Origin of the sequence: Pseudodesulfovibrio sp. 7M6, assembly GCF_050058625.1 — a bacterium.
In the GTDB taxonomy this organism is placed as follows: Bacteria; Desulfobacterota; Desulfovibrionia; order Desulfovibrionales; family Desulfovibrionaceae; genus Pseudodesulfovibrio; species Pseudodesulfovibrio salinus.
Map to the genome: position 1 here is coordinate 592,320 of NZ_CP188816.1, position 18,153 is coordinate 610,472.

Consider the following 18,153-nt stretch of genomic DNA (forward strand, 5'->3'; position numbering starts at 1 on the left):
CTTCTAATGCTCTAGTGAATATTTTTTGAAGGAGAGTTGTTCCCAAGATTTCATCACACAGTCATTCAAGCCAACCACGCTGAATCGAAGAATCGCACCTGGGTAATCATTGTAGAACCAATGTTCGACAGACAGCCCATTGGTGCCACTGGCAGAATAAAAAATTCCATCTACGTATTCAGAGTCAGCCCAGCGGATATACTCCTTATTAACTTTGTCAGGTAAGCCCAGTTTGTCGATGACTGCATCGTGACTCATTCCGGCACTCAGTGGGATTTCGATTACGTCTATGGGTATCTGTATAAGCGCATCTTCAACTTCAATATTTATGATACCGTGTCCTGGCTTTTTGAACTTGAGTTCCCCGTCATTGCTTATCGAGAGGATCTTCTCCTGAAGAGATTTGTATTTTATTGTGTACGACTGTCCATTTGCTTTGAAATACTTGTTTTGTATGGCGAGTTTCTTTTTCACTTCACAGAGAATCTGAAATGGTTGTCCGTATCTTTTGGAGTTCTTTTGCAAAATGTAAAATTTTTTGTCGCCGTAGTGAATCAAGATCGTTGTTCCATCTACATGGAATTTTACAGGATTTTTAACTTTTGGATAAAGGTCGGTGAAACTTTTTGCTGACTGCCGTTCATTGGTTGAATGATTCTTTTTTTGATATCCTCTTATGATCCCTTCGAGCTTTGCTAATCCTTTCAGTGCAGACTTGTAGTTATGGGTGGCGAAATCTTTTTTTATCTGTTCGTGAGTTTTGTAAAAGGTATCATCTGACTGTGCTCCGATTGATGACTGGAAAGGGACAAGAGTGAAAAGAAGCACTAGCAGTAAGGTCTTTTTTATCGCCATGAATAGTCTCCACCATTAAGCACTGGATGTATTTATTCTGTTCGTTTTATCGTTATAGCATATTCAAGTTTGTGTAAATGGGATTGGCAAAAGTGGCTGGATTAACTCTGAAATGAAGTCAACCATTCGGTCAACCAAACCCCTTTAACACCACCCTCAAATTACTGGTTTCCTGTTGACTTTAAAATAAAAAATCAAAGTATTTCAAAGCTTACAGGCCCGCCCTCCTGCATGGCATTCAAGAGGTCGTGGGTTCGATTCCCTCCAGCTCCACCAATGAATTTAAAGTCTTAGAAGGTTTTCCTTCTAAGACTTTTTCGTGGAATATACTTCTTCCCGGTGCGGTAAATGAGCCCCGGAGAAGAAATGGGGACGCCATGATGTGGGGCTTCGTGAAGATTGCGAATTGGCTGGGGAAATCTCGTTCGCTTTGACCTGCTACCGGGTATCGGCCTTGCCTTTCACTTATCGCGCTTGTCCCAGTATATGTTTCAGCACCGCTTTTAAGTCATCCATCTCAATCGGCTTGGCAACATAGTCATCCATGCCGGCAGCAAGGAATTTGTCGCGGTCTCCGGTCATGGCGTAGGAAGTCATGGCGACTATGGGGATGTGGGTATCAAGCACGTCATGGTTGCCGCTCCGTATCCGACGGGTGGCCTCCACGCCGTCCATGACATCCATCTGGATATCCATGAGAACGCAGTCGTATGAGTCTCTGCGCAACGCTTTAAGGGCCTCCTCACCATGGTTGGCTGTGCCGACCTGATAGCCCATCTTTTCAAGGTTCAGGCGAGCGCTCAAACGGTTGATATCGTCGTCCTCGACCACCAGGATCCGCTTCGAAGTTGAGGGCGCAGTCTCCTGGTCCATCCGAGATTCCTGCGGCTCCTCAACACCTGGATCAGGGCTGAACGGGATCATCAGGTACACCCGGGTGCCTTGGCCCTCGGTGCTGTCGAAGGTCAATGTTCCACCCATGGCATTGACGAGTTCATCGGTGATGGCCAGGCCCAGGCCGGCACCCTGGTGCGATCGTTTAAAATCCTCCTCGACCTGTGTGAAGGGCGTGCATATCCGGTCGATCATGTCATCTGGGATGCCTTTGCCCGTATCACTGATGATGAACAGCAGCCGTGTCATGCCCCTTTGGCCAATCGGTAGCGGGGATATCTCCAAGCGCACCTTCCCTCGCTCGGTAAACTTCATGCCATTGCCGATCAAATTGAAGAGAATCTGCCTGAGGCGAATCTCATCCCCAAGCAGGCGGGGGGGAACGCCCGGGAAGACCTCGACGTCAAAAGCCAGCCGGTCGCTGTAATGGAGGGGGGAAAATGTCTCGGTAATGGGGGTAATGATATCCACCATGTTAAAGGGTTCCCTTACAATGGGCAGACGGCCTGCCTCGATGCGCGACAGGTCGAGAATGTCGCCCAGCAGATTGGTCAGCCGGCCCCCGGATCGGATTGCCATGTCGGCATACATTTCCAACTCGTTGGAAATGCCGCCCGTCTTGATGAGTTGCAGCATGCCGAGCAGTCCGTTGAGCGGCGTGCGAATTTCGTGGCTCATGTTGGCCAGAAACTGGGACTTTGCGGCATTGGCCAGTTCAGCCCTCTTCTTGCTCTCTTCAAGTTGCTCGATCAACTCGGTTTTTTCGGCCATGGTCCGAGCGAGTTTTATGTTTCCGTAACTGAGCTTGGCGATCATTTCCGCCAGTTGCGAATAGAAATTCATGACCGTATCAAGGGTGTCATGACTCCAGCGGGGTACACGGTCCAAAGCGGCGAGGTATTCCTCCTCATCGAAACCGTAGTTATTGGCCTGCGCCCTGAAGAAAGCCCTGTCGGGTTCTTCCTCGGTGAAGATGAACTGACCCATGAACAGGTTCCCCATGTGTTTTCCGCCGATAAAGAGAGGGGTCGAGACATCCCACATCCCGTTCTTGCAGCGATACAGCTTGAACTCGCCCGGCTTCACTCCAGTGGTGAGTTCGGTGTCACTCTCTCTGCACCTCTTGCAGGTTTCGGGATGCACCCGGTGAAATTTTGTGCAGATATCCTGCCAGCCTGCACTGATGAGTACCGTTCCTTTCAGGTCCAGGATCGCGAAGACCATGCCTGTCAGCTTTTGAAAACTTTTCATCAGCAGCTGAAGGGCATCAATATCGATGATATCCGGTAGTTCGAGGTTCTCGATCCCTTCGTCAGGGCCGAGGGTGACGTCGAAATTGGAACTCATATGCAATATGCCCTCTTTTAAAGAGCGCCTTTCTTGCAATTCATCTAACTGTTTTATTTCAAACTTTGAGTTCATCTTTTTCACCACAATAAGAGGTATTGGGTTGATTCTGTATCTGCATAGTATGAAAAAGAGCGTCAAATCAATGAGATTTGTTCTTTTTGCAAATTCGACAGGAGAGGTGGGGTATGAAGTCCAAGGACAGCTTCGACAGAAGTGCCGAATTCGAAACCTTTGACCGTAAGATCGAGCGAGTAAACGTGGATTTCCCGGTGTGGATGGTCAAGGAGATGGACGAGAAGGCCCGGAAGCTCGGTATTTCCAGGCAGGCTTTGGTCAAGGTGTGGATGTCCGATTGCTCCGGCGAGAACAAAATAGCTCTGTAAAGTTGGGCATCTCCAGCACGTGTAAAGTATCTACGCGTAGCTGGCCTTAAGTTGGGGACTTACATGTCCTCCTGCCATTGAATCGCTCGCAGTATTTGTTTCCCAATGGACAGCCGGGCTCATCGAGAGCGGGATTTACCCAGAAAGGGGAAAGAGAAATTCTTTCAATTCCGGGGGAAATTTGGCATAGAGGTCTCCTGTTTTAAGCCTGCTGTTACTTCATTCAAAGGAACTGGATATGACAATATTAGGTACAGCCAAAACGGCATCGGCAAAGAAAATGATGCTGCTTGGTGGTGGTGAACTGGGGAAGGAAGTTGTGATCGAGGCGCAGCGTCTCGGCATTGAGGTCATTGTGGTTGATCGCTACGAAGACACCCCTGCCATGCAGGTGGCGCACCGCTCCTATACCATGTCCATGCTGGATGGTGATGCGCTTCGGCGAGTCATTACAGAAGAGAAGCCGGACTATATCGTGCCCGAGATCGAGGCTATTGCCACATCTACTTTGGTCGAGCTTGAAAAAGAAGGCTTCAACGTTGTTCCGACAGCCAATGCGACTAAGCTGACCATGGACCGTGAAGGCATCCGGCGTCTTGCCGCCGAGGAAGTGGGGCTGACCACGTCGCCTTACCGCTTTGCCGACACGGAAGAGGAATACCGGGCGGCCGTGGCTGAAATTGGTATCCCCTGCGTGATCAAGCCCGTCATGAGTTCTTCCGGAAAAGGGCAGTCCACGGTGAAGAGCGAGGCCGATATCCAAAAGGCGTGGGACTATTCCCAGTCCGGCGGCCGAACAGGGGAAGGGCGGATCATTATCGAGAAGTTTGTCCCTTTCGATTATGAGATTTCCCTTTTAACCGTGCGTCATGTTGATGGCACAACGTTTTGTGCACCGATCGGGCACCGGCAGGAAAACGGGGATTACCGTGAGTCCTGGCAGCCGCAACCCATGAGTGATGCGGCCCTTGCAAAAGCTCAGGAATATGCGCGCAAGATCACGGACGCCTTGGGTGGACGTGGCCTTTTTGGCGTGGAGCTGTTCATTAAGGATGATGATGTCATCTTTAGCGAGGTTTCCCCGCGTCCGCATGATACCGGTTTGGTAACCGTCATATCCCAGGATTTAAGCGAATTTGCCCTGCATGTAAGGGCTGTCTTGGGCTTACCGATTCCGGGCATTCGTCAATACGGAGCCGCTGCTTCGAGTGTGATTTTATCCAACGGCACATCGGATAAACCCGCCTTTGATGGCGTGGATGTCGGGCTTCGCGAGGCGGATACGAAGGTGCTGATTTTCGGAAAAGGCGAATGCGCTGGCGTCCGTCGCCTCGGCGTTGCCTTGGCCCTTGCCGACGATGTTGAGAGCGCCGTAGAAAAGGCAAAAAGGGTTTCTTCCGCTGTAACTGTTTTGTATTAGCAGCAGGCCCCCGCCAAGCAAATCACTGATGCAATTCTGTGAGGGAATTGGCGCTCGTTGCTTTTTCCCTGAATTTCCCTCGTCCGTTACAGATAATAAGGCCGGGTGCGTATGAACGCACTCGGCTTTTTTGTTTCATCTTATTAATTCCTTCGAGGGGGGGCGGTGGAGGGAAAATCGTGAATAACACATCGGTTTAGATTGATTTTTAAATAATAAATTAGGGGTTGGTATAGATAACGATACCAGCTCCTAACAAATATGCTGATGACCTGCGTCGGTGAGGGGGTAATCAGCTTACGATAGGGGCGGTGCCTTGACTGCCGGGTAGCGCTAGCTGTTAGGTTTGGTGGCAGGCCGACATGCACAATTGAGCAATTCGGTGGGAACGAGCAATTTTGTCCAAGCTTTTCTTGTTTGAGCCATGGATAATGCCAATCAGACCCGAGGTTGAGAAATGACAGCGATGCAATCGAATCATTTTGAATTTGTGAACGCCAGGAATGATATGGGCACGAAGGTGCTTAATGCCACCATGTCCGATTTTTCCTATGCCAAGCACGCGCATGAGGAGTTGGCCTTGGGGGTTACCACGGGGGGTGTTCAGGAGTTCGAATACGAAGGCAGTCAGTTCCGAAGCTATCCAGGGGATGTAATATTATTCAACCCCGGTGACGTACACAACGGAAACCCCGGCAATGCGGAAACTCTCAGGTATACCATGCTCTACCTGGATGCTGATGATTTCTACCCGCTTATGTGGAGCGCGGCTACGGCGCGACACGCGCCGGTCAGGATTGCGGAAACCCATTTCAGGGATGCCGTTCTTCAGTCTCGGATTCTGGAAATGTCCCACCTTGTTGCCGACGGGAATCATTTGTCCATCGAGTACGATCATTGCCGCTATAAGATGGCAAGGCGCCTTGCCCGGCGGATGAGTATTTACAGTGCGGATTCCTGGACAAGTCGTAAGGATACGCTGCTCATGAGGGCGAGAAGCTACATCCACGACAATGCCGCCGAAGACATTTCCATTGATGCGATCAGTTTGGTGGCAGGGCTGTCGAAGTATCATTTCATTCGTCTGTTTCGAAAGCAGTTCGGCCTGACGCCGCATCAATACATCCTCAATCTCAAGGTCAACAAGGCGTGTCTTTCCCTTGAGGCGGGAGTTCCTCCTTCCGAAGTAGCGCAACAATTTGGTTTTTTTGATGTGAGTCACCTGAATCGCCACTTCAAGCGATCATTCGGCGTCACGCCGAAACAGTATCAACTGCAATTGCAACGGTAAGGCTGAAGGCATGATTGGAATCTTTTTGTATTGCCTGGGGGTTATGTATACTCCCGGTCCTGTGAATATTCTCAGCTTGAATCAGGGGGTGCAAAACCGGTTTACCCAGCATATTCCCTTTTGTGCGGGAGTGGGAGTCGCCCTCTGTTTTTGGTTCCTTTTCATCGGGTATGCGGGAAGTGCCGTCATGAGTGATAAGGTTATGCCCATCATCTCACTGTTGGGAACTGTCTTTATTTTGTATCTCGCCTGCAAAATCATTTTTTCAAATGTTGATGGCCTGCTGCGTGACGAGAAAGGCACCACGTTCAGTTTTCGTGACGGGTTGTTGATGCAGCTCTTGAATCCCAAGTCTTTTCTCGCCGTCCTTCCGGTTACAGCCGTACAGTTTCCCGCCGCAGGCATAGAAGGAAGCCAGATTGCAGTATGGTCGGTCGTCCTGGGAGCATTGGGATTCGGCGCACCGGTGGCATACGCCTTTGTCGGAGCCAGGGTCGCCAAACATATAGAAAACACGCGCTATATCAGGTGGTTCAATTATCTGATGGGCACCGCCTTGGTCTTCGTGGCCTTGGATATTGCGTACAACCATGTTTATCTGGCCCTTCGGTAATTTTGTCCGATACGGGGGGCGCGTGGACTGCTTTGACTGCCTTCAAGTTGTAATGGATTTAATTCCATGCCGTGTCGGCGGGAAGTTTGAAAGGCTTGGAAGTTTGTTCTTCCAAGCCTTTCGGGTTGTGACATCCGGGTGGGAACGAGTGGCTGAGGGAGCTACTGGTCCCACGGCTCCATTCATTGAATTTCCCGCCTCACAAAGCGACGCCCAATGGCTAGGCGCAAAGTGCCGTAATATCCGCCCCGACGATGGCGTCGACCTTCTCCAGTATCTTCTCCTGCGGCCAGTCCCACCAACGAATTTCCAGCAGTTTATCGATGGTTCGAGGCTCAAATCGTTTCCGGATCGGCGTGGCGGGATTGCCGCCGACAATGGTGTACGGCTCTATGTCTTTAGTTACCACGGAACATGCGCCGATAATCGCGCCGTCCCCGATTGTAACTCCGGGCATGATGGTGGCGTTCATGCCTATCCACACATCGTTTCCAACCACGGTGTCCCCCTTTTTGTTCGGAGTGTCGAACATCGCCTGGATGTCCTCACGGGTGGTCGCGGATGTCATGGTAAAATTGTTGAAAGGGTATGTGGAAAATCCACTCATGTTGTGGTTGGCCGTGCTCGTGATGAAACGTGTTCCATGGGCCATCTGAACAAACTTGCCGATGACAAGCTTTTCGAGGCTCAGCGGAAAAAGGTAGGGCGCGATTGCGGCCGCGTAATCTTCCAGTTCCCTGAAGTTCGAGTAATAGCTGAAATCGCCCACCTCAATGCGGGGGTGATCCAGTACCTGGTTCAATTGCACGACACTTCGGACAACAGTGCCGTCCGGCATGATCATTGGATATTTGACGGTGGCGTCAAGCATGGGTGCTCCTTAGCGGGGTCACGGATTTTGTTATGGATAGGCGGATTGTTGGGGACTGGCGTTTCCCGTCCCACATGGGGCGGTTCTCACCTATTGCAGCTTGCCTATCAGTGTCGAAAGGGTCTCTGTCTGTCTTGCACTGAGTGGGGCAAGGATGGAATCGGTTATGAGCTGGAAACTGGCCCAGGCATCCTTGAAAAGGTCTGCGCCTGTATCCGAGAGCTTGACGAGGCTCACTCGCGCATCGCGTGGATTGCTTTCCTTCTGAACCAGATGGTTCTTTTCCATGGGATTCAGAAGGCGTGTTACGCCGGAGGCGCTCAGGCCGACACTCTCGGCCAAGTCGATTCGCCTCATGGTCACTTGAGGGGCTTGGTTCAGGTTGCACAGGATGAGGAATTCCGTGAAACTGATGCCGTGTACAGAGAGTTGCGAATCAATTTTTTTCAATAAGTTTGCGTGAAGATTGGCCATGGATATGATGAGTGTTTCATTGCTCATGTCTTATTCCTTTTATTTGTGTTTGAGTTGTGCTTGACTGATCAAGTAAATAAAGGCGCGAGGCCTCACTGTCAAGAGAGAAAATTGCTATTTCAAAAGTGGCGAACAGGAGGGGGTGGCGGTTAGGCCTTCAGATGATGATCCCTTGCCCCTCGTTATGGCCTGTGGAAAATCGTGAATTCAACCGGTAGCTTCTCTGGAAGTGCTACGGGACTGGGCCTTTCTTTGGCCCTTTGGGGGGAAGATAAAGCAATCTGTGGTGACATATTTTCCATTCTGGTCCATTCTTCAGGTTCCGCCCGTAAGCACCAGGGAACAACGTATCAAAAACGAATCGATAATGGGGAGAGTGATGATACACAAAGGATCATGTCTATGCGGCAAAGTGACCTTTGAAGTGGAAGGGGATTTTGAGCATTTTTATCTTTGTCATTGTGAGCGATGCCGGAAGGATTCGGGGTCTGCGCACGCAGCGAATTTGTTTTCTTCCACGGCCCGGTTGCGGTGGCTGTCAGGAGAGAAGTATGCCCGGACATTTGATTTAGAGGGGCATATAAAGAGCTTTTGTGCCGAGTGCGGATCAGCGCTTCCCAATATCCAGATGGGCGGAGCACTGCTCGTCGTCCCCGCTGGAAGCCTGGACAGCGATGTCCCGATCAGCCCCGATGCACACATCTTTCACGCGAACAGGGCAAACTGGGATCAAAATTTGGAGAACCTTCCATGTTTTGCTGGAAATCCCGAGGAAGGCTCTGAGCAATAGAATTAAGGCTTGGCAGTTCTTTCCCGGGAGTCTGACTTGCCAAGTCCAACGGTGTGCGGGGGCTGATTAGCTTCTGGCCGTAAAATGTGTTGGAGAGTTCTCCTTATGTCAAATAGCCAAATTTCAGATCCGATGGTATTTGTTTGGGATAGCAACTGATATTCGGTATAATCCGACCTAGACGAAAGGGATTGTCCTACCTGTCCGGTTAACAGCTTTGTTGTTATCTGGTTATTAAGATGATGGCGAAAGTGGCTTGGCAACCCTTTCGTCTTTTTATCCCTCTTCCAATTGGTAAGAAAATAAGAATATTCAGCAAATTGAAGCAAGCAGCAATCATGACAAACATTTTGATTGCAGGATGTTTCTTAATATTTATCCTATGTTATCCTCCAACTCCATTCGTTCTGATCGGTTTGCAAACTTCCATTTTATACAATATATGCGAACGCTGTTATCGTTTTGGGCTATAGTTTTAATAGATAATAAAGTGGGAACTCATGGATAGATTCTTTGGCAGCTATATCGCATGCAGGTGGACGCTGCCTTGTTTATTCCTTTTGCTGGTTGCCGGGTGTGCCGGGCGGAGTCCTGACTATAACGGAGAAACAACCCGTTTCCGGTTCGGCAATGTAGCCTTTTCACTTCCCTACGGCTATTTGCGGGATTCCGAGTATCTTGCCATCCAGGGGATACAGGTGAAGGAGATTGAGATTCCCGAAAAGAATGGGAAACCGGACATAGATCATGAGTTATTGAGATACCTTATTGGCATAACAAAATTGCAGGCCAAAAAAAGTGAGAAGGGTTTCAACAACGATCTGGAGGATGTTTCGGAGAAATTTGGCGTTCCGGCCCGCAGGGTGCTCAGCAGTGTGCTTGATGGTGACAAGGAAGTCATATTCGACTTCTATATGATGCAGGAGCGGGATGTCTTTCTGATTTTCTTCAAGGCGGCGGAGAACCTTGATCTGGACAAGCTTGAAAGCGACGTAAAGAAGCTGCACGACATGTATAGTCCGGAAGCGGGTAAAGACACCAAGGACCTCGCCACCGAGCATGGCTTTTTCCAAGGGCTCCTCTCCTCACAAATTCCGTTCAAATATCGGCTAACCTACCGGATGCCCTTTTCGCTGGATTACATTTCCATTGATTATGGTGGGGAAGTGAAACACCCCCCGGTCCTTTCCAATACGTGGTCGGCGATTGTCAGCCTAAATCCCGTCATTTATCTCATGTTGCCGGATAAGGAGCGAAATCAGGACTATGAAGTGGATGGTATCACTGGTCATGAGCTTGTAATCGAACACTTCGGCATATGCACTCCCAACGAAAGGGACAAACCCGTGTTCGAATGGTGGGGCAAGGTGCCTTCGGCTGCCGGGGAAAAGGAGCTGACGCTCAAGATTGTATCCGCTTTTAAAAGTACCAAAAGGTATAAGGAAAATCTCAATGTTTGGGACTGCTTGCTCAAGAATATCAAGGTGGAGCACTAGACATGTTGAAGCGCGCCATTGTTTTTTCGCTTTTTCTCCTGTTGGTTGGTGGATGCGCCAAGACTTACAGGATTGAGAACTTCAAGCCGGCTGCACTCGGCGTGATGAAAATGAACGTGCCCGCTACGCTGAAAACCAAGGTTCTGTATACGCGTCTCGACGACTGTGTCCTGACGGAATTGCCCAAGTCGAAAATCGACACGGCCGGGACGGTCGGCGGTATCGCCGCGAAAAAACTCTTTTCCGTCTGTGGAGATGCGTCCAAGTGTGAGGTCTTCGCCGAGGATGGCCTGCCCACCAATACGAGTATGGTCAGGGAAGGGGAACTCATCAAGGGCGCGGCGTTCGAGACGGACCTGGGGTACATTTGGCTGAAATATTTTCATGCCGTTCCACTGGAAAAGGCGCTTTCCGACATCCTGCTCGTACAGATGAGCTATAAAACCGCAGCAAAGGCCTCTACCGCGTCTTTCATGACCCGCTATGGCGCTATCGAACCGAATGATGAGACCACATACTGGCAGACCATGCTGGAAGGGAAAAACGGTTCCGGCTCTCAGACACTGACGGTCTATTACGCGTCGGAATCATCGAATTCACGGGAAGAAAGGATTGATCCGAGATTAGGCAGTTTCAGCTATATACTTTACCGGCATCTGGCCGAGTATTCCCGGAAAAGGACGGTTGGCGGCCTTCCGGGAACCGAGTGGATGGTCGAGAAATCGCAGCCCACCAGAACGCGGTACCAACAATGGTTTTATGCGGGAGAGGTGCCCGGTGGCGGCAAGGTCCGCATTGACATTTCGCTGGAGGCCCCGCTTTCCATGGATGAAGATCGGCAGGAAGCCATCTGGAATTTCATTTTGAATTCCGTGAGATTGCCAGGCCTGTCTCAATGATGCCGAGGAAGAGTGCCATTGGGCACTATGCTATTGATTGTTTTTTCTGATCTTCCTTCTTTTTTCTGCATATCGCACTTATTGCAAGATGGCCTTAAACGTTGGTGCGTATGTAATACTTGTGCGTATCAACATTCTGCAATAGGAATTCCACTGTATGGATAGTCGAATTTATTTGCAGAAAGCACAAATCGCCTATGAGAACGGGCGTTACGATAAGGTTTACGAGATCATCGGGCGAGGGCTGTCCGATATGGATGAAGGCGATAGGGCGAAAGGGCTTGCGTTGTGCTCCTTTGCCAGTATTTGCCAGGAAAAATATGACAAGGCCCTGGCCTATGCGGAAGACAGTCTTCGGCTTATGCCCAACGAGTGTGGGGCGTTGGTCGCCAGGGGTGAAGTTTACCGTAATCTGTTGTTTTATGACAAAGCGGAAGATGATTTTCGCAAGGCTCTTTCCCTGGCTCCATATGATGAATCAATTCACTATCATTTGGCAGTGACATACCATGAACAAAGAGATTTCAAGAATGCGGAGTCGGCAGTCAGAGAGGCGCTGTCTATTGCTCCTGATGATGTGGATTGCCTGACTCTACTTGCCGATATCTACAGAATGACCGACCGCAGCAAAGAAGGGGAAAAGTTTATCGACCGGGCGCTGAAAATAAATCCCGGCAATGCATATGCACTTCATATCAAAGGTCGGATCTCGGAAAGAAGGGGCGAAAGGATCGAGGCGTTCAGGGCCAGTCTTTCGGTCAGTCCGGTTAACAAAACCTTGCAATGGGGGCTATTGCAAAGCCGGTTGGCCCAACCTGCCACCTTGTGTGTCAGCCTTGTTGTCACTCTTGCGAATATCGCCCTGGGCCTCCTTGCTCCTCAAGAGGTGGTTGCCCATTATTGGCGGGTTGGAGTGCTGGGGACTATCGTTGGCGGACTCATGATAGGCCATAGATTACGTTGGCTTATTCCCTTTGTTCTCATAAATATTTTTTTTCTGATCGGGGGGAATGGATCCTTCGCGTCAAGAGATGATTTCAAGATCATTTTTGCAACTGGATTTTTTTCCTATTTTCTGTTTTTGTTCATTTATTTGTATTCTGCGTTTTTAAACAATTACTATATTGTCTGTAATGAATGGTATGATGCTGTGTCAAAACACTTCAGACAAAAATCACTTACCGCCTATTTGTTTGTTTTAATAAAGAGCAGGCAAACAGTATTATATATCACAGGGGCGTTGCTCTACGGCTGTGGGGTGGTATTGATACACTTCGATCCAAACAATGCCATAGTATTTCTGGCATGCTTTGTGATCGTCATCGTGGGTTCGGGTAATACGAACTTTTGGCAGTTGGCGGTTTATTACATCAACCAGTTGGTGATGACTATAGTCTGTTGGAGTGCTTTATCTTTTCTGGGCGATTCCATGGTCAGAGTATGGGGCACAGCGTTCTGGGGAGTATTGATATACCCCCTTATGGTGAGAAGCCTGCAAATTCTATCTTTGTCAGAGGACCAGTAACGTTATGTGTGATGATAAAAAGCCAACCGTCATTCCTCTTTTCCCCGATCAATATACGCCTCCGTCGGCGGAAGATGAGATCGTATATGAAAAAAGAATCACTTTTGCCGACGTGGGCGGACTGGCTGAGTTCAAGAAACTGGCTCAGATTAAGATTATCCAGCCGTTCAAGAGTCCGGAATTATTTAAAAAGTTTAAGAAGTCCGCAGGGGGCGGGATTTTGCTGTACGGGCCTCCCGGATGCGGCAAGACCTATCTGAGCCGGGCCATCGCCGGAGAGTGCGACTGCGAGTTTATCAACGTCGGCATAGACCAAGTTTTGGATATGTACTTGGGCAACAGCGAAAAGAATGTCGCTTCGCTCTTTCAGCGGGCAAGACAGAGTGCTCCTGCCGTACTTTTTATTGACGAGATTGATGCGCTCGGCCGACGCAGAGACCAGAATCGGAGCAGTGCTGGGCTCTCGGTGGTCAATACGTTTCTCAAGGAGATGGACGGACTGGCCTCCCAAAACAAGAATGTCCTTATCCTTGCGGCGACCAATGCTATCTGGGATGTGGACACGGCTCTGAAGCGGCCCGGCCGGTTTGACAATGTCCTTTTTGTTGCTCCCCCGGACGAAGAAGCCCGGAAGGATATTCTCGATATTAACCTTGCCGGGTTGCCTGTAAAAAATATCGACACTGCGGAACTGGCGCGTGAGACGAAGCTTTTTTCCGGTGCGGACCTTGTCGAGGTCGTCAACAAGGCAAGTGAATCCGTATTGATGGAGATACTGGAAAATGGAGGCCACGAGCGGGATATAGAGCAGAAGGATCTGCTTCGCGCGCGCAAGGCCGCTTCTCCATCCACCCTGGAATGGCTCAAGACAGCGGAGAATTACATCAAGTTTGCCAACGATACCGGGATATACGATACGCTTGAAAGCTACATGAAGGGGAAGGGGTTGCTGGTCAAAAAAAAGTGGTTTTTCTGATCAAACAGTAATGAAAGGGAGGGGCTGATCAGCCCCTCCCTTGTTTTTGGGAATAACCCGTCCCGTTAGCTCCACCGGATGAGTCGGGTTTCGTGTTTGTTGGCAAGTCCCGGATGGACAGGGATTACCCGCACGCCGTAACGCAGGGGACCCGGTGTGGTGGGCGCGTATTCGGCGCGGAATTCCAGGGTGTTGCCCTCGGAATGCTTCAGCTTCATGGGGATGCAGTCCACCACGGTCTGTTCGTCCGGGGTGGCGGCCACCAGTTCGGCCAGGATCTCCTCGTCCAGGAGCTGGCCCCTGTCCACCGTGGCCCGTACCGTCAGCCTGTTGCCCAGCTTGAACACGTCGCCGTGGATGCCCTCAACTTGGACCTCGCGAATGTTCACCGTGGAGAACCGGCCGGGAATGCGCTTGCGCCACTCGCCGATCTCCTTGGACAGGGCGTAGTTTCCCTTGTTCCGAAGCCCGGCCAGTTGCAGGGCGGGGAGGTACATGTCCTGGATGTAGTCCCGCACCATGCGGTGGGTGCCGTACTGGCGGAAGGCGGTCTTCATGGATTCCTTCATGCGTTGCAGCCAGGTGTGAGGGATGCCGTCGTCGGCCCGGTCGTAGAATTCCGGCACCACTTCGGATTCCAGTGCGGCATAGAGGTTGTCCGCGTCCACGATATCCTGGTTGACCTGATTTTCGTAGACCAGTCCGCTGCCCACTGCCCAGCCGTTGGTGCCGTCAAAGGCCTCGTCCCACCAGCCGTCCAGGATGGAGCAGTTCGGCACACCGTTGACCGCTGCCTTCATGCCGCTGGTACCGCTGGCCTCCATGAGCCGCGTCGGATTGTTCAGCCAGACGTCCGCGCCGGAAACCAGCAGCCGGGCCAGCCTGATGTCGTAGCTTTCCAGGAAGACCACGCGGCCGAGGAAGTCGTCCTGCTTGGCCAGCCTGCATATCAGGCTGATGTAACTGGCACCGATGGTGTCCGCCGGATGCGACTTGCCCGCGAAGATGATGTTTACGGGCCGGTCCGGGTTGCACAGAATCTTCTTGGTCCGGTTCATGTCCTGAAAGAGTAGCGTGGGCCGCTTGTATGCGGTGCAGCGCCTTGCGAAGCAGAGGGTGAGGTGATCCGGGTTGAGTGCCTCCAGGAAGGCCTGGAGCCGGTTGGGCGGTTCGCCCTCGCGCATCCACTGGTTGGAGATGGAGCGGCGCACTTCCTCGTAGAGCCGGTGCTTGAGCGCATTGTGGGTGTCCCACAGACGCCGGTTATTGAGATTGTCCAGGCAATTCCAGTCCACGTTGTCCAGGAGGCCCTGGTGAACCGGCTGGTTGCAGGACTCCTCGATGTCGAGGCGCATCCGTTCGTCCAGCCAGGAGGTGATGTGCACGCCGTTGGTCACATGACCCACTGGGATTTCGCTCAGGAGGAAGCCTCGCCACAGGTCCATCCACATGCGTCGCGACACATCGCCGTGCAGCTTGCTTACGCCGTTGCGAATGCAGGAGAGGTGCAGGGCGAGCACGGTCATGTTCAGGTGGTCCGCCTCCTCTGCATAGATGTGGCCGAGATTCCACAGCGAGTCCCAAGGAACGCCGATTTCCTGCGCGTATCCCCGGAAGTAGTTTTCCACCAGGGACTTCTCGAACCGTTCGTTGCCCGCCGGAACAGGGGTGTGCATGGTGAATACCGTTGAACCGTGCACAATCTCCCGGGCTGCGGCCAGATCCATGCCATCCTGGAGCAGGAGCTGCCGCAGGCGCTCGAAGAGCAGGAATGCGGAGTGCCCCTCGTTGAGATGATAGATGGACGGCGTGATGCCGAGGGCCATGAGCATCCGAACGCCGCCCACGCCGAGGATGATCTCCTGTTCGATGCGCCCCTTGGACGACGGTTCGTACAGGCGCGATGCGATATCCCTGTCAGGCCGGGAGTTCTCGTTCACGTCGGTGTCCAGCAGGTAGAGCTTGGCCCGGCCCACGTGTACTTCCCATATCTGTGCGAAGACCGTGCGGCCCGGCAGATCGACGGATATCAGAATTTTCTCGTCATCCTCCTGGTGCAGCGGCGTAATGGGCATGGTCGCGAAATCATTCTCGATGTATTCCACCACCTGTTCACCGTTACCGTTGATGCGCTGGTGGAAAAAGCCGTTCTTGTAGAGCAGGGACACGCCGATGAAGGGCAGGTTCAGGTCGCTGGCCGATTTGATGTGATCACCTGCAAGCAGACCCAAACCACCGGAATAGATAGGGATTGATTCATGGAGGCCAAATTCCATGGAGAAGTAGGCCACGGGGTTTTTCCAGGTGATACCCTGGACATTCGCACCATCCTGTTCCTTCATGTAGGCATCGAATCGCTCCAGCACGCTGGCCAGCCTTCCCTTGAACTCCGGGTCTTCCGCCAACTGGTCCAGGCGGGCTGTATCCATGGTGTCCAGGAAGAGGACCGGATTGTGCAGGCAGGCGTGCCATCTCGGCCCGTCCATCCATTCAAAGAGTTCCTGCGAGTCGCGGTGCCAGACCCACCACAGGTTGTTGGCCAGGTCCCGCAGCCGCGCCAGTGGGGCGGGCAGTTCCGAGACAACGGTGAAGGAACGGAGTCTCGGTTGGGTGGTGTTCACGCCGCTGAAGCTGATCTCCTTGCCCGGTGCGGCCGCCATGCGTTGCACTCCGGCGATGCGTTCGGTACGGATGGCCGCCGCCTGTTCATAGGCTTCCAGATAGCGCGGGTAAAAGTTCTCCCAGGTGGCCTCGTCCGCTATGCGGCGAGCCTCGCCGCTGCGATACGCCTGTTCCTCGCGGCTCCATTTCGTGAATCCCGCCAGGAAATCCGTCAGAATTGAGCGGACCTTATCGTATTTGTCCGTAAGCCGGTTGAGTACGAAGACCCCAGCGTGTCCCTCGGGATATTTTTCCATGACCCATTGGCCGAAACCGGCCCGGTCCGCCGTCACGGTGGGCACGGCAAAGGCCGCGCTCTCCATGGGAGTGTAGCCCCACGGCTCGTAGAAAGAGGGGAACGCCGTCAGGTCCATGCCCGCCAAGGCATCGTAGTATTCCAGGTTGAGTACGCCGTCGTTGCCGTCCAGGTAGACCGGAATGAAGATGACGCAGCATCGGTTGTCCGGTTTGTTGTCCAGCCCCCGTTCCCGGCAGCGGCGAACAATGGGGTCATGCTCGGCATTTCCCAGATGGTGGGTGGCGATACCCGCATACTTCTCAATGTCGTACCGCTCCTGCTTGAGCCGCCGCCGCGCCTCTTCGCTGAACCCCGCATACCCGCAGGATACCAGCAGGAAGGCGACCACCGTGACATCCCTTTTCTCCTGTGCCAGATGCGCGTCCAGGTCGGACAGGCTGTCCAGGAGCAGGTCGATGCCCTTGTTGTGAAATTCATACCGTCCGCTGGTGGCGACGAGAAATGTCTTTTCCGGGTCGAGGTCGCGCTCCAGGAATCGGGAGGCGAGTTCCACCAGCTTCTTCCGGGAAGTGGTGCGTGTCTTGGCCACGGTCCCGGGTTCGGCGAATCCCTTAAGGTTGAAGCCGTTCATGGTCACCACATCGGGGTTGGTGCCCAGCAGGTTGGCCGCTTCCTTGCGGGTGATGTTGGAAACCGTGGTGAAGCAGTCCGCCTCGCGGGCCGAGACCGACTCCATGGAATGTTTGGCTGTGACGCCGAAGACCTTGGCCTCCTGGCTCGGTTCGATCTCCTCCAGCCTGTCGTATATGTCCACGCCCGAGCCGGACATGGCCCTGCCGAGCATGGTTGCGTGGGTGGTCAGCACCGTGGATACCGAGGGCACATGCTTCTTGAGGTAGAGCACCCCCGCGCCTGACATCCACTCGTGAAAGTGGGCGAACACCTCAGCGTCGTCCCCCACTTCCTCATATATTTCGCCCACGACCATGGCCGAGGCCGTGCTGAACAGAACAGGCTCGATGTAGTCCCAGCCTCCGGCCATGGAGTCCACGCCGAAGTCGCTCCAGAGCTGGAAGAGCAGCTTGTCCTTGTCCGGGAAGGCGTTCTGGAAGCCGATGAGCATGGCCCACGGCTGCCCCGGAATGTCCCATTTGCCGAATTGGGTCTCGATACCCTTGCCTTTCAGGCGATCCAGTGCGGGGATCAGTTCCTTGGGCGGTTCGGCGGATTTGAATCCCGGGTTGCGGTCAAGCAACGGTCCCATGGTTACGTAGCGGCCCTCGAATGCCTTTATGGCTTCGGCGGCTTTGCTGCTGATAACGGTGTGGATGCCGCCGACCTTGTTGCACACTTCCCACGAAACTTCGAAAAGCCAACTGGTGTCCATCGTATACTC

14 protein-coding genes are annotated in these 18,153 nt (G+C 52.3%); 9 read left to right on the forward strand and 5 right to left on the reverse strand.

What is annotated here, in order from left to right:
- Positions 1–3 precede the first annotated feature (3 nt).
- Positions 4–855, reverse strand: a complete 852-nt coding sequence (locus tag ACI0FG_RS02690; RefSeq protein ID WP_419787013.1) for a hypothetical protein — start codon at positions 853–855, stop codon at positions 4–6.
- Between the two features lie 465 nt (positions 856–1,320).
- A complete protein-coding gene (locus ACI0FG_RS02695) occupies positions 1,321–3,096 on the reverse strand; it encodes a PocR ligand-binding domain-containing protein (RefSeq protein ID WP_419787014.1) in 1,776 nt (591 codons plus the stop codon).
- 188 nt (positions 3,097–3,284) lie between these two features.
- Here ACI0FG_RS02695 and ACI0FG_RS02700 point away from each other — a divergent pair, with 188 nt between their 5' ends.
- From ACI0FG_RS02700 to ACI0FG_RS02715, 4 genes are all read left to right on the forward strand, one after another.
- Positions 3,285–3,482, forward strand: coding sequence for a hypothetical protein (locus tag ACI0FG_RS02700; protein WP_419787015.1), 198 nt, complete (start codon positions 3,285–3,287; stop codon positions 3,480–3,482).
- A gap of 238 nt (positions 3,483–3,720) precedes the next feature.
- Complete coding sequence (gene purT / locus ACI0FG_RS02705; RefSeq protein WP_419787016.1) at positions 3,721–4,902, forward strand: formate-dependent phosphoribosylglycinamide formyltransferase; 1,182 nt, start codon at positions 3,721–3,723, stop codon at positions 4,900–4,902.
- Positions 4,903–5,359: 457 nt separating this feature from the next.
- On the forward strand, positions 5,360–6,193 hold the full coding sequence (locus tag ACI0FG_RS02710) for an AraC family transcriptional regulator (protein WP_419787017.1): 834 nt from the start codon (positions 5,360–5,362) through the stop codon (positions 6,191–6,193).
- A gap of 10 nt (positions 6,194–6,203) precedes the next feature.
- Positions 6,204–6,806: a LysE family translocator gene (locus ACI0FG_RS02715; protein ID WP_419787018.1), complete on the forward strand. Its 603-nt coding sequence runs from the start codon at positions 6,204–6,206 to the stop codon at positions 6,804–6,806.
- 220 nt (positions 6,807–7,026) lie between these two features.
- On the opposite strand, the gene ACI0FG_RS02720 is transcribed toward ACI0FG_RS02715, so the two are convergent.
- Together ACI0FG_RS02720 and ACI0FG_RS02725 are read right to left on the reverse strand one after the other, a co-directional pair.
- A complete protein-coding gene (locus tag ACI0FG_RS02720; protein ID WP_419787019.1) occupies positions 7,027–7,677 on the reverse strand; it encodes a CatB-related O-acetyltransferase in 651 nt (216 codons plus the stop codon).
- 90 nt (positions 7,678–7,767) lie between these two features.
- Entirely contained in the window at positions 7,768–8,178 is a 411-nt protein-coding gene (locus ACI0FG_RS02725; protein WP_419787020.1) for a MarR family winged helix-turn-helix transcriptional regulator, read from the reverse strand.
- Between the two features lie 352 nt (positions 8,179–8,530).
- Between ACI0FG_RS02725 and ACI0FG_RS02730 the strand changes: the two genes are divergently transcribed.
- The 5 genes from ACI0FG_RS02730 (at position 8,531) to ACI0FG_RS02750 (ending at position 13,837) form a co-directional block, all read left to right on the forward strand.
- Positions 8,531–8,941 carry a GFA family protein gene (locus tag ACI0FG_RS02730; RefSeq protein ID WP_419787021.1) on the forward strand — a complete coding sequence of 137 codons (411 nt, stop codon included), beginning with the start codon at positions 8,531–8,533 and terminating at the stop codon, positions 8,939–8,941.
- A 698-nt stretch (positions 8,942–9,639) separates the two neighbouring features.
- Positions 9,640–10,437, forward strand: a complete 798-nt coding sequence (locus tag ACI0FG_RS02735) for a hypothetical protein (protein WP_419787022.1) — start codon at positions 9,640–9,642, stop codon at positions 10,435–10,437.
- Between the two features lie 2 nt (positions 10,438–10,439).
- Complete coding sequence (locus ACI0FG_RS02740) at positions 10,440–11,336, forward strand: hypothetical protein (RefSeq protein ID WP_419787023.1); 897 nt, start codon at positions 10,440–10,442, stop codon at positions 11,334–11,336.
- Positions 11,337–11,493: 157 nt separating this feature from the next.
- On the forward strand, positions 11,494–12,861 hold the full coding sequence (locus ACI0FG_RS02745) for a tetratricopeptide repeat protein (protein WP_419787024.1): 1,368 nt from the start codon (positions 11,494–11,496) through the stop codon (positions 12,859–12,861).
- Positions 12,862–12,865: 4 nt separating this feature from the next.
- Positions 12,866–13,837 carry an ATP-binding protein gene (locus ACI0FG_RS02750; RefSeq protein ID WP_419787025.1) on the forward strand — a complete coding sequence of 324 codons (972 nt, stop codon included), beginning with the start codon at positions 12,866–12,868 and terminating at the stop codon, positions 13,835–13,837.
- Positions 13,838–13,902: 65 nt separating this feature from the next.
- Here the strand turns inward: ACI0FG_RS02750 and glgP are convergent, their stop codons facing one another.
- Entirely contained in the window at positions 13,903–18,144 is a 4,242-nt protein-coding gene (gene glgP, locus ACI0FG_RS02755; protein WP_419787026.1) for an alpha-glucan family phosphorylase, read from the reverse strand.
- Between the last annotated feature and the right edge of the window lie 9 nt (positions 18,145–18,153).